Origin of the sequence: uncultured Chitinophaga sp. (genome assembly GCF_937874145.1) — a bacterium.
In the GTDB taxonomy this organism is placed as follows: domain Bacteria; phylum Bacteroidota; class Bacteroidia; order Chitinophagales; family Chitinophagaceae; genus Chitinophaga.
The window spans coordinates 1-13,103 of record NZ_CALNBI010000487.1 but is presented as its reverse complement, the minus strand read 5'-3'; the positions used below and the strand labels follow the sequence as shown (position 1 = coordinate 13,103).

Genomic DNA, 13,103 nt, shown 5'->3' with positions numbered 1-13,103 from the left:
ACTTCTTGCAAAGGTCGATCTTGCCTATTCAATTATTTTTTTTGGTGTCGGAGCCGAGGGTTGTATAATTTTAAAGAAGCTATTCTCTAATCGCTACAAAGATGAGTTTATAGAGTTATTGCTGAACTATTTAAAACTCAAACCAGCTTTGCAACATAAGGATGCATGGATAAAGTGGAGAAAACTTTCGAAAAAAAGAAGCGTGACAAACAAGAAGAATATCATTAATGAAATCTATAATAGAAGGAAAAAGAAAACTAAATCGACAATCACGCTGGATCAAATTTTTACCAACAATATAAGTGATGATGAGTTACTACTTAACTATCCGAAGAATTATGTGAAATACTACGGGGGACATCAATTTCGGCTAGGGCATTATTTTAGGCATTTATTTCAAACAGTAAAGTATGTGGATGAACAACCTTTTTTAAAATATAAAGATAAATACGGATATATCAAAACGCTACGAGCCCAGTTATCAACTTATGAGCAAGCTTTACTGTTTCTTAATAGCCTATCAATCATAGGCAGAATATGGGAATACTCCCCTGAGTACAAAAAATCCAACTTAAAACTAATAGATAGCGTTAGAAAGCTAAATAAACAGTTTATCACAAAGTATAACTTAATAAAGAACCTCCCTGGAGATACTATCTATGGCATTCCTTTTAAACAATTTTATCCTAATGTTGAATTTGAGTTTGATCGAAAGAAGAGAGATACATTTTTATATAGATAAGGGAGATGGATTAAATTGATTATATGTCTATTTAAATAATAATATAAATTCAGTCATTAGGCAAATGTGTTCCAACAAACTCCCGATCACGGTACTGATTACCAATCAGATATAAAGGCTTCCGCAAGGAGGCCTTTGTTATTTTCAGGAATTTGCAAGCAATTTGCAAATAACGATTATGTCCCAGAATAACTCAGCCACACTTTACTGAAATCGCGCGCTTCGAGTTCCGCCGCGGAAACCCAGAAATGGATATGACCTTCGCCAAATTCATATTGGAACAAAAGAACATCCGCCTCCTCTTCCATTTGCTTATCGCCGATGATCTCATTCTCTCCCTGCCAGTAACCCGGCTGACCGAATAAATTATCGCCAATTGCGCGCGAAGCAAGCGGACAATCCAACATACCCGACACTTCATTTTTCAGCATATCCGGAAGCTGCTCCAGAATATCATCGATGCAGAAGGCGGCTTTCTTCCGGAAGGTTGCCTGGTAACGGCGGTCGCGGTATTCTTCAAGGAAATATCCGAGACTGTCATTCCCGCTTTCGGGATAAGGCCTAAGGCTTAGTATATCCAGGGCGCCGGTGTAGTAATAGACGGTTCCGGTCGCAGTATTGGGATTGAAAAAGAAGTACATCATCCCTGTTGCCGGTAACAATTGCTGAATGTCTTGCGGCGCAAGGTCTTCCAGGTTGAATTGAGCAAGAAATAACGCGCCGGCCGGCCAGCCGAAACCTGGGGGCAGGTGAGGTAGTCCTTTGATTTTGGACGCGCCCGGCGGCAGATCGCTCTCTTCGCCCGCGCGGCTTTCCGATACGGCAATAAAGCAATGCAAGCTGGCAGCGAGAACGTCGGCGGTCAACCGGTGGAACGGGCGCGACGCTTCCCCGTCATAATACCACCCGCGCGCTTTTTTGTCTGCGTAATTGCCTTCGTTCTCTTTTCCAAATTCTGCAACTGAAGCCGGCAGTGCAAAGGATTCTACGTAATTTCTGGCTTTCTGCAAGAGAGAAGATGTGGAGCGTTTTGGGATCACAGGCGTTTTTTCCTCACAATTTAATCAACTACACACCAGGTGAAAACCTGCCTTCGCTTTGTTCGTATTTATCACAGGATGAACCGTCGAAATTACGGGATGACTACCGGCATATTTGAAGGCCTGATCGTATCTTGTCCAAAGGCTTGCGTCGCAGGCAGTACCAGCAAGAGAATTAAACAGCACTGGCGAGCGGGTGCTGACTTAAAAAGCCTCACCCTGAAATGATGCGCGAAATCCATCAATTCATTTTAATCCGGTTTCATGCAAATCACGATGAAAAGTATTTTCAGCCCGGTGAACTGCCTAATCGTTGACTTCTACCAAACCGCACATCAGAAAATAAAAGATAATCTCCTCGTTATTTATTATCTTGACAGGGATAATTGATAAGCAAACCTATGCGCCAGGGACTCCCTTACGCCATACTACTCCTGTTGGCCGGTATTGTTACCGTTAATGCCTGCCAGTCTCCCGACAAGCCGGCGGGTCAGACTGCCGCTGCCAAAGAAAAGGAATTGCCCCCCCTGGGAAAGATTGACGCATTGCCGCTCACGTACCGCTCCCCTGCCGATAACCCTTCCACACCCGAAAAAGTGGAGCTGGGGCGGCTGCTATTTTACGACCCGGTATTATCCGGCGGGAAAGACGTGGCCTGCGCCACCTGCCATCACCCGGATTTCGGCTATGCGGAAAGCATCGACCTGTCAATCGGCGTCAACGGTACCGGCCTGGGCGAAAAGCGGCGATTCAACAAAGACAACAACATTCCTTTCACAAAAAGAAATTCGCAATCGCTGCTGAATACTGCCTACAATGGCATCGATCCCGACGGGCGATACACGCCCGAAGAAGCGCCCATGTTCTGGGACCTCCGCGCCAAAGGCCTCGAAGAACAAGCCGCCATGCCGGTTAAAACGCTGGAAGAAATGCGCGGGCATGGCTTCAGCGAAGAACATATTACCGATGAAGTGGTGAAACGCGTGAACGCCATCCCCGGGTACCGCCAGCTTTTCAAAACCGCGTTCCCGGAAAGCAGTACTGTCACGCTTACCGATATCACCAAAGCCCTCGGCGCCTTCCAGCGCTCGCTGACGGCAGCCAACTCCCGGTTCGACAAATTCATGCGCGGCGACCGCACCGCCCTTTCGGAAAGGGAACAGGAAGGCATGAAGCTATTTATTCAATCCGGGTGCGCGCGATGCCATAGCGGGCCCATGCTTTCAGATTTCAAATCCCACGTGCTGGGAGCACCCGACAATGAAAAACTCCCGGTATCCGACTCCGGCATTCTCGGCACCTACGGCTTCCGCACCCCTACGCTCCGGAACCTGCGATACACCCGGCCCTACATGCACAGCGGCAAATTTCAAACCCTCAACGAAGTACTCTTTTTTTACGAAGACCTCCACGGCAAACCACTTCGCAATCAACATGTAGGCCGCCCCCAGCTAGACCCGCTGGCAGCCGCGGTCAGGGTGGAATTCAAAGACATCAACACCATCGTGGAATTTCTGAATACGCTCAATGATCCGGATTACGATAAAAAGGTCCCCGCTTCCGTACCGAGCGGATTGCCGGTGGGCGGGTATATCAGGTAGGGAGTGAAGTGATTATTTTTCGCTACATTCGACAGAACAATCATGAGCCCCGTCGAAAAATACATATCGCAATTCGAACCGGCTGTCCAGGAAAGGCTGCATGCAATCAGGCAGTTGTTTTTTGAAGTGAATCCCGGCACGGAGGAAAGCATCCGGTATAATATGCCCGCTTTCACAACCGGCAAATCGCATTTGTATTTTGCAGCTTACAAAAAGCACATCGGGTTTTACCCCGTATATGGCTTGCCGGAAATAGAAATTGCTCCATACAGGGCCAAAGGCACGAAAGACAGCCTCCACTTCCCACATAACGCGCCGCTGCCGACAGCTTTAATCCGGCGAATTATACGGCTCAAAATGGAAAAGTAGAATCCAACCCATCACGCTAATCATTTCGCTTGCTGCTCCAAGACCTTCGCTTTCCATTTGTTCGTGAAATACCTCCGCACAGGAATATCGTACAGTTTCATCACCAGGTATGCCACTCCCACTGATACAATCACGCCTGCTATAATAACAACCGCGAGTTCCCCGCCGCCGGGTTTCTGGCTCGTGTACCAGTTACCGAACATCCACAGAAAAGCGTAATGCGTCATGTACAAGGGATAGGAAATATTTCCGGAGAAGACGCAAATGGGGCGCATGGAAGGGCGCAACGCAGCCCCGGCACCCAACGCCACCAGCAAAGGAAAATACAGCAATACGACCAGGGATTCTGTCAGCCAGTTCCAGGAAGTAAATGGCATAATGAAGGCAAGGGACAATAGTACCGCCAGCCCAGGGAATCCCAGCCTGTTTTTGATGATCCAGTTGGAACGGTAGATGAGCAGGCCGGCCAGGAAAGAATACGCGATCCGCGCTCCCCCGTCCCAGAAAGTAGGCCCGCTCCAGCCGCCCAGCAGATTGCCGGACCGGCATGCCACGTAAACAATACCCACAGCCGCCAGCACGGTCAGGACGGCGATGTACACCTTCCGGAGCCGGTGCAGCACCAAAGCATAAACGATATTGGCCACATATTCCCAAAACAACGACCACGACGGTGCATTCAACCCGAAAAGATTAAACCCACGGTCTTCCATCACCGGGAAAGGAGCAAGAACCATCGAACAAAAAAAGATCAATGCGATCTTCCCTACACTATAAGATTCCGGAACAATACCGAACGGATCGAACAGGAATGCCAGCAAGCCCATCACCGAGCCCGCCACCACCAGGGGATGCAGCCGGATAATCCGGGATTTGAAGAATGCAGGGACGCCCATCGTCCCCAAACGATCATCGTAGGCATAACCGATCACGAAGCCGGAAAGACAAAAGAAGAAATCCACCGCCAAAAATCCATGCGCGATGAAATTCTGGCTGAAATCCGTGAACACCCATTCCATGAAATGGAATATAACCACCGCCAGTGCGGCCACGCCCCTCAATCCGTCGAGGATATCGAAATGTTGTTTGGTCTGCAGTAACGCCGGAGCTGCTGTGTTCTTTTCCATGTAAATAACGCCTGTTTGGCCGCCGGTAAGTTATCTAAAATTTACTGCCGCGGCAAGGTGCCCTTATAAAAAATGGCCCGTTCCATGCGGAACGGGCTATTCAAATCACATTCATTTACCATCAACTTTTCCAGACTTTCTCACCTTTCTTCATCTTCTCCAGCATTACTTTGCACTCCTCTTTCTCCACACCGGAAACCAACGCCATCAAGGCTTCCATTTCCGCCAGCGCTTCAGCCGTTTTACCGGATTTATACAGTAAAGCGGCATACACCTGCCGGTATTCAGGCCTGGCGCCTTCCATGGCCATCGCCCGCTTGCTCCAGCCGGTAGCTGCAGACAGGCTTTCCGCATCCGAAATATGCTCCATAACGGTCCGGGCAAACATATGCAAGCCTTCCCTGTCCATGTACACAGCACCATACTTCTCCATGTACGCCATCGCGCTTTTTCGGAACCCAGGCCAGTCTTCCTTTCCGATGGCATATTGCGCCCTGAATTTCCCCAATACGGCTTCGGCATGCGCCGGGTACCTGGCTGACAATACGGTTTGCATCGCTGTCCAGTCCGGTACGCCGCCCGCCGACTTCGACAACAGCGGGATCACCTCTTCCTGGAAGATCACCTGCCGCACGATCTCTTCCGCCATACCTTTGCCCAGCACTTCGTTGACCCTCGCCGGATGCTTCAGAAACACCTGAAACCCTTTGTCTGCCGAAAAACCGGCAAAACGGCGCAGGAAGCGGATATTCTCTTCCGTCAGCAAATCTTTCTGAGTTTGGAAATACATATCCGCATAACGGCGGGAGCCTTCAATATCCATTACCTGTTGCGACATCTCCGCCAGTTTCTTCATCATGGCAGCGTCGCGCTTATCCGATTGTTCGAACTTCTTCACCAGGGTGTGGTATTGCTTGTCGGGGTTCATCGCGTCGGTGGATTTTGCGATCAATCCCGCCACGTCCTCTGCGCCGGCAACACGGTGCACCAGCTCCCCATCGGGCGAGAAATACAGGAATGTGGGGTTGGAAGGAATGCCGTATGCGGATTTGATTTTATCGGCATCGTCGTACCACATCTTCACATCCTCATCATCCTTGCTGGTTCTGTCCAGTTGCAGCTTGACGCAGATGAATTTATCATTGAAGAAATCCCCCAACTCCTTCCTGGGGAACAACTCCTTAAACATCGCCACGCAAGGTGCGCACCAGGTGGCGAAGCAATCCATGAAAATATATTTGTTTTCCGCTTTGGCTTTTGCTTTGACCTGCTCCCACGTCAATCCGTGGACAAAGCGTACGCCTTCTCCTTCTGCCGGTTGCACACCCATCAGCTCCGCCAACCTGGCGGACAGTGCCTCGTCCCGAAGGTCCCGCGCAACAATAACGCCATCCGGATCGAGGAGGTAGTTCAGCGGGATGCCGGTTATGCCGTACATGGGCACCACCGGGCTTTCCAGGCCTTTCATGTCAGACACCTGCATCCAGGGCAGCTGTTCGTCGTGTAACGCTTTGATCCACTTCTCCCGGCTCTCATCCAGCGAAACGCCGAGAATCTCAAAGCCTTTGCCACGAAACGCGGCATAACTCTTTTTCAGGAACGGGACTTGCTGGCGGCAGGGACCGCACCAGCTGGCCCAGAATTCCACCAACACGTATTTCCCGCGGAGCGACGACAAAGCCACCATATTGCCTTCCGTATCAGGCAAACTGAATTCCAATGCAGGTTTACCAGGCACCAGCGACGCCAGTTCTTTCATCCGTTTGCGCACCGCCAGCATATCTTCCCGGTTCCGCAGTTCCGGCGCCAGCCGGTCCACGAGTTCAGCGATTTCACCCGCACCGGGTGTATCCGCCAGGGCAGCCCGCTTTTTCAGTATCACGACATTGATCAGCGCGGAAGGATGCTGCACGATGAAATCCGTCTCCACCGCCTTTTGCACTTGCGTTAAACTATCGAGTTTTTTCCGGAACGAAACCAGGGAATCTGCCTTCCCGGGGACCTTACCCGCAGAAGCCTTCACCTCCATGCGGAACCAATAATCATATGCCTCGCGATGTGGTTTGAGGCGCTTGTCCAGCTCCATGGACGCCGCTATCACGTCATTGCCGGTCACCGTAGTTTGCGCCAGGTTGCTGCCGGACAAATGCACCTTTCCTTCCGTGAGATAGAAATTACGCACCTGGTACCCTGCCAGCGGATCCGCCGCCTTTTCCGCCGGAGTCGCCGGCAGTTGCATCGTAATATTGACCGGCACCACATCTTCTTTGATCACACCTTTGAAACTGAATTTTCCGTTCACGATATCGGCACTGTCATTCAGGTAAGCGCCTGGATTCCGGAAACGTTCCACCATCGACACATCCTGCACCAGGTAAACTTTACCCTGTTTTACATGTTTCAGGTTGCCGTTGATGGTGAACCGCCGTTCTCCCGAGCCGGCTATCACCGGCAAAGCGCAGCTCAGCATCCATGCTGTTAAACGTATTGTTTTCATGATTTCAGATTTTAATGGTTGTTACCGGATCAATTCTTTTAGTTTTTTATGGAGTTCTTCATCCCGGAGATTCGTTGCAATGATCACCCCATCCGGCCCCACGAGGAAGTTCAAGGGAATGCCGGTGACTGCATATTGCGCAACGATTTCGCTGGCATGCCCTTTCAGCTCGGACACCTGCGGCCACGGGAGTTTGTCTTCATGAATGGCCTTCAGCCATTTCTCCCGGCGGTCGTCCAGCGAAATACCGAGGATATCGAATCGTTTGTCCTTAAACGCTGCGTAGCTTTCTAAAAGGTGAGGCGTTTGCGCCCTGCAGGGGCCGCACCAGCTCGCCCAGAATTCCAGCAGCACGTATTTTCCTTTGTAATCGGACAGCCTGATGATATGGCCCGAAGTATCTGGCATACTAAACCCCGGGGCCACCTTACCAGGTGCAAGACCTGCCAGTACCTGCAGGCGCTGCGATACGGCGCGCATATCTTCCCGATCCCTTAGCGCGGGCGACAACGAAGCCAGGAGCGCTCCCATATCCGCCGCCTGGTTGGCGTCCACCATCTGCGTCATCGACCGCACCATTCCCAGGCTCACCAGGGACGCAGGATGGCTTGCAATGAATTGCCGCTCCGTAGCGCGGTATTGAGCCGCCAGCTTCGCCGATGCCGCAGACAGTGCTGCGAGTGAATCATCTTTGCCCGGAAGCCCTTCTGCCATGCTGAGCCGGCGGTACTGCGCACTGATGGCCGATAACCCTCCTTTCACAGGCACGAGCATGTTTTCCAGCTGCATGTAATCGTCCGCTTCCGCGGTGCCGGAGAACGACATCTCCTCCAACCGGTCCCCGGCAAGGCGCAGCGTTCCCGCCGACAGGTAAAACTGCCGGCTGCTCAAACCCGCGAAAGGATTTTCGGCCAGCATGGCTTCCGTTACCGGGAGGCGCATGGTGAGTATCGCGGATACGACTTCATCTTTCAGCGAGCCCCGGAACCGGAAGCGGCCATTCATAACCAGGGCACTGTCGGCCTCCTGGCCGGTGGGATATTGTTTCAGCAAAAAAACCTTCCCTTTCTTCACCCGGTGCAGCGCCCCCTCGATCAGATAAACCCTGCTGCCGGCGCCGGCGGCAACGGGTAAAGCGAATAGGATACATATGCAAACGGCCATCCATCTGCCCCTTAATTTTTTCATCATTTGTCCTGCAATTTTTATGGTGAAAAGGATGCTTTTCCGGCAGAAAAGCGCATAGGCCGCCCATCCCCGGTGCGTGAATGCAAAGCCAAGCACCGGAAACAAGCCTGTTTCATCTTGAAAATATTACCTGGGATTCTGTGTAAGCCCGCCTGCGTCGATCTCTGTTTGCGGCAAAGGCCATGTATACCGCGGATCGTTCGGGAGCAATTCGTGGCGCTTGCCGCCGATCTCACGGACCAGCGTCTGAGCGAACTGCGGTTCCTTGTTCAGCCGTCTCAGATCTTCCCATCGCGTACCGCGGAAAACCATTTCCTTTCTTCTTTCCAGTAAGATCTTTTCCAGTAGTTTATCCGGATCCCTTTCCGTTACCGGGGAATAGCTGGCAGTTGCGATCCTGTTTTGCAATAAGTGATTCAGATCCGCCAGGGATTTGTCGATGCTGCCGGTACGGGCATGGCATTCCGCGCGCAAGAGGTACAGCTCGTCGGCAGCCAGCCCGGTGAACAGGGAATAGGCGGCATAGGAGCCTTTAAACACCAGGAACCTGAATCCATCCACGTCGATATAGGGCCGGAAATACACTTTACTCCGGATATCTCCTGGTTCGTACAGGTCGAGGAGATCGGGGTTGAAGGCAGAACGGTCTTTGAACAGGGAATACAGCGCCGTTGAATAACCGTTATCGCCCACGGCATAGTAATACACTTCAGGGTTGGTGGCGCCATAATCCGCCGCAAATGCGTATTCGTAAAAGTTGACGGGATCGTCGGCCCCGAGGGTATTGAAATCAATCAGATCTCCACGGATCGCCAGGCAGCGGTCTGCATACTCCGCGGCCTTTGCATACTCTCCCATGTGCAGGTAAATTTTAGCTGCCAGCGCCAACGCCGCCACTTTCCCGGGCCGGATGTAATTGGTCCTTTTATTATCCGAAGGCAACAGTTCTGCAGCTTTCAGCGCATCATCGAGAATCTGCTGATAGGTCTGATGCACGGTGGACCGTTTGATTTTCATCGTCACGTCCGGTTCCAGCCGGAGCGGGAGGCCGTTCGGGTTATCGGTCTTGTCGTACGGGAACGCAAATTGCTGGGCCAGGTTGTAATATTGAAATGCCCTGAAAAAATGCGCTGTGCCCTTCACATTATTCCAGGCGGCCTGTTCGCCAGGAGCCGGCACAATGCCATCAATGCCCGACAGCGCGTGGTTTGCATAGAAAATCGCGACGTATGCACTGCTCCAGTCTGTATTCTGTTCATACTGCAACATATTGATCTTCGGCGACCAGGTATACACATCCCGCAGGTAAGCATTGGTCTCTGAAGCGAGTTGCGTGTACCGCTGTTCGGTGATGAGATATTCGTCGCTCCCGTTCGTAGCCAATGTGTGCGGCGAACTGCCGGGCACGAAATTGTAATCGAGTATCGCCTGGAAATCGGCGATGGTATGCGGGACCTGCAGGCTTTTCAGTTGCTTCACATCCAGGAAATCGCCGCCGCATCCTCCCAGCGTGAGCGTTGCAGCTAATCCTATAAAATATCGTAATGATCGTTTCATGTTAACAGGAATTGGTTGGTGCGTTAAATGGATATCTGGAAGCCGGTATTGAACTGTATCGGTTGCGGATACCGGGCGTTGGGCATGGTAGGATCTACACTGCTACCGTCCGCCTTCCACAGGAATCCGAGGTTGCGCACATAGAGGTATACCCTGGCCGATTTAAACAATGCAGGCGTTTTCTTCCCTGCCGGGATGGAATAGTTCAAACTGATATCCTGCAAAGCAATATGATCACCTTTCGAAACGAGCGGTTTGGAATAGAGATAGAGAACGGACTCGCTCTGATCGTACCCGTTGAGCCCCCCGCCCGAAGGCACGTTGGTATAACGTTCGTCTCCCGGCTGCATCCATTTATGCAAAAGGTCTGTATGGAACATGCCGGAAGCATTGTACTCCATTCCGGGGAAAAGTGACGACCTGCGGTACACATACCCTGCCTTCCAGCTGAGCAGCACGCTCAGTTGCAGCCTTTTCCATTCGATGTTGTTCAGCACCGAGCCGTAATAAGGCGGATTGGTGACACCGGCGTACACCATGTCTTCGGGTCGCAGGGAGGCCATGTACCCTGCATAGTCGGCTGACTTCTGCCCGTCCTGGTATATCAGCACGCGACCGTTGGCAGGATCCAGTCCGTTCCAGGGATACGCATAAATCCCCGAAACCGACCTACCGATTTCCAGGGGAACCTGGTATCCGGCCACGCCTACATAGGCATTGCCATTGAGGGTGCCGGAGTTGTAATACTGCTTCACCTGGTCTTTGGCGTAATTGAACAACCAGGTAGTTTGCCAGTTCACGCGCCCTTCGAGGTTGCGGGTAGTCAGCTGAAGGTCGATGCCCCGGGTACGCAGCGAGGCGTAATTATACCGGTACTGTGAAATCTGGAAATTAGAACTATTGATGCCGGTAGAGGGCGGCAGGAAGGCGTCGCCGATGAGGTCGTTCGCATGCTTGGTGAAATATTCCAGGCTGCCGCTGATCCTGCCGTCGAACAACGCCCAGTCTGAACCAAGGTTCAGGGTTTTCACCTGTTCCCAGCGCAGGGAGGGGTTGCCGGGAGATGTAATGCCGGCGTAAGGCTCCAGGTTGGGGTCCGGCATGAGGGTCGAACCATAATCGATCACCGGGAAGGTAGAGACCCCTTTGTTCACATTACCGCTGCTGCCATAGGTAGCACGGATCCGGAGCTGATCCACCCAGTCCGCCTGGAATAAGGGCTCCGCATTGATGTTCCAGCTGGCGCCGGCAGACCACAGCAGGGTCCCTTTCTGGTTGGTCTTCACGCCGAACAGGTTGGAGCCATCCCACCGGGCGCTTCCGCTCAGGATATATTTCGATTGATAGGTGTATGATGAATTGGCGAAGTAGGAGAGGGAGCGGTCCAGTTTGTAGAAAGTGTTTTCGCTGGCGCCGGGAATCGGCGCGCTGGCCCAGGAAGTGTATAGCTTGTAATTCCGGACGAAGTCCATGCGGGAAGTGCCGATACCACGGTCCTGGTCGTAATTGTAAAGAATGGATTCCGGAAAGCTTTCTTCCACGGCCTGCCTCACTTCCGCGCCGCCGAGGAATACCAGGTCGTGCTCACCGATGGTTTTCATACCGTTGAGCTGCAGCCTGCCGGAATGCTGTACGCGCTGCACGGGGCTCCCCAGTTTGAGGATCCCTCCGTATGGAATGGGCTTCGTACCGTCGGGTTGCGTATACATGTTCACGAGATTGCGGACGAAGTACGTTTCCTTGTTGTACATGTACCGGCTCTTCGAATTGTCTTCGGTATACTGATAAGTAGCATCCAGGTCCAGCCCCTTCACGATCTGGTAGCGGATATTGCCAAGGAGGTTGAGGAAGGCGGAAGTGGATGTATTATCGCCGTTCCTTACTTCTTCCAGCGGGTTGTAATACCAGGGCAGCAGGCCATTGCGTTCCGCACTGTCGGCCACAGCCGTGCGGACGAAGTACTCGATTCGCGTGGGATTGCCGTGCTCGTCTACCAGTGCGGTATAAGGCTGGATGCCGGTGGAGGAGTTCGACAGGGAAGTCATGGAGAATGCGTTGTTGTTCGCTTTTGACCGGCTATAACTGATGCGGGTGTTGATTTCCAGGGACTTCACCGGCTTAAAGGCATTCTGCACATTCAGGGTGAGCCGTTGGTTATCGTTGCCCACCATCGTGGAGCGCATCCTATCATATCCAAGTGAGAAAAAATACTTGTTAACATTGCTCCCGCCGTTAATGCTCACCGCGTATTGTTGCTGAAGTGCAGGCTGGTAAAGATATTTCAGTGCATCGCTTCGAATGTCGGTGTTCTTCATCCGTTGCTCTTCCCTGAGGAAATCCGCTTCGCTGATCAGTCCGTCGCGCTGCTTGATGAGCAGTTCCGCATAAGGCGAAAATGCGAGCATGCCGTCCTCATTCATCTCCCAGTCGCCGCGTAAAAACTTCTCTTTTTGAATCTGCATGACCATGGGCGAAGGCATGACATGCCGGTCGTAGAACAGATCCGGCTTTTTGGAAAAGGCGGTGTTGGCGGAAAAGGAAACCTGCGCCTTGCGGTTGTAGCTGCCCTGCCGCGTAGTGATTACGATCACGCCGTTGCCTGCCCGGGCGCCCCAGATGGATGCAGCGGCGGCATCTTTAAGAATGGTAACGCTTTCTACGTCGTTGGGATTAATGTCGCGGATATTGCCTTCGAAAGGAAAGTTATCGACCACGATGAGCGGAGAGGATTCCGACATGATCGTAGCCCTGCCGCGGCTTTCCAGTTTAAATTCCTCAACTTGCTCGCCTTCCGCTCCCGTCCGGTTGAACAGGAGGCCGTTGGTGATGCCTTCGAGGCGTGAGAGGATATCGGGCCCCGGACTGCGGTTGATCATTTCGCGGTTGATGTACGTGAACGATCCGGTGGCTCTTTCTTTCGGGATTTGCTGGTAGCCGGTGGAAACGATGGCGAATTCGCTGATGCCGGTCTGCATGATGCGC

Annotated in this window: 9 protein-coding genes; 3 read left to right on the top strand and 6 right to left on the bottom strand. The window is 52.2% G+C overall.

The annotated features are described in order from the left end of the window. On the top strand, positions 1–742 hold a 742-nt coding region (locus Q0510_RS23155; protein ID WP_298717098.1), incomplete at its 5' end, for a putative phage abortive infection protein. Positions 743–918: 176 nt separating this feature from the next. Here the strand turns inward: Q0510_RS23155 and Q0510_RS23150 are convergent. Continuing rightward, positions 919–1,752, bottom strand: coding sequence for a DUF1963 domain-containing protein (locus tag Q0510_RS23150; RefSeq protein ID WP_298717095.1), 834 nt, complete (start codon positions 1,750–1,752; stop codon positions 919–921). 431 nt (positions 1,753–2,183) lie between these two features. Here Q0510_RS23150 and Q0510_RS23145 point away from each other — a divergent pair, with 431 nt between their 5' ends. Continuing rightward, positions 2,184–3,383 carry a cytochrome c peroxidase gene (locus tag Q0510_RS23145; RefSeq protein WP_298717093.1) on the top strand — a complete coding sequence of 400 codons (1,200 nt, stop codon included), beginning with the start codon at positions 2,184–2,186 and terminating at the stop codon, positions 3,381–3,383. Between the two features lie 42 nt (positions 3,384–3,425). Beyond that, positions 3,426–3,752, top strand: a complete 327-nt coding sequence (locus tag Q0510_RS24925; RefSeq protein ID WP_366941032.1) for a DUF1801 domain-containing protein — start codon at positions 3,426–3,428, stop codon at positions 3,750–3,752. Between the two features lie 20 nt (positions 3,753–3,772). Here Q0510_RS24925 and Q0510_RS23140 read toward each other — a convergent pair whose 3' ends face one another. From Q0510_RS23140 to Q0510_RS23120, 5 genes are all read right to left on the bottom strand, one after another. Then, positions 3,773–4,879, bottom strand: coding sequence for an acyltransferase (locus Q0510_RS23140; protein ID WP_298717088.1), 1,107 nt, complete (start codon positions 4,877–4,879; stop codon positions 3,773–3,775). A 121-nt stretch (positions 4,880–5,000) separates the two neighbouring features. Continuing rightward, the gene (locus tag Q0510_RS23135; protein ID WP_298717085.1) at positions 5,001–7,376 is read right to left on the bottom strand and encodes a thioredoxin-like domain-containing protein; all 2,376 of its coding nucleotides are present in this window, start codon (positions 7,374–7,376) and stop codon (positions 5,001–5,003) included. 21 nt (positions 7,377–7,397) lie between these two features. After that, positions 7,398–8,567: a TlpA disulfide reductase family protein gene (locus Q0510_RS23130; RefSeq protein ID WP_298717082.1), complete on the bottom strand. Its 1,170-nt coding sequence runs from the start codon at positions 8,565–8,567 to the stop codon at positions 7,398–7,400. A 123-nt stretch (positions 8,568–8,690) separates the two neighbouring features. Beyond that, on the bottom strand, positions 8,691–10,121 hold the full coding sequence (locus tag Q0510_RS23125; protein WP_298717079.1) for a RagB/SusD family nutrient uptake outer membrane protein: 1,431 nt from the start codon (positions 10,119–10,121) through the stop codon (positions 8,691–8,693). A 23-nt stretch (positions 10,122–10,144) separates the two neighbouring features. Continuing rightward, a partial coding sequence (locus tag Q0510_RS23120) for a SusC/RagA family TonB-linked outer membrane protein (protein WP_298717076.1) occupies positions 10,145–13,103 on the bottom strand: 2,959 nt, incomplete at its 5' end.

Bases quoted from the DNA above. Each gene is read 5' to 3' on its own strand.
- Q0510_RS24925 (WP_366941032.1), top strand. From the start codon at position 3,426: ATGAGCCCCGTCGAAAAATACATATCGCAATTCGAACCGGCTGTCCAG.
- Q0510_RS23130 (WP_298717082.1), bottom strand. From the start codon at position 8,567: ATGATGAAAAAATTAAGGGGCAGATGGATGGCCGTTTGCATATGTATC.
- Q0510_RS23135 (WP_298717085.1), bottom strand. From the start codon at position 7,376: ATGAAAACAATACGTTTAACAGCATGGATGCTGAGCTGCGCTTTGCCG.
- Q0510_RS23140 (WP_298717088.1), bottom strand. From the start codon at position 4,879: ATGGAAAAGAACACAGCAGCTCCGGCGTTACTGCAGACCAAACAACAT.
- Q0510_RS23145 (WP_298717093.1), top strand. From the start codon at position 2,184: ATGCGCCAGGGACTCCCTTACGCCATACTACTCCTGTTGGCCGGTATT.
- Q0510_RS23125 (WP_298717079.1), bottom strand. From the start codon at position 10,121: ATGAAACGATCATTACGATATTTTATAGGATTAGCTGCAACGCTCACG.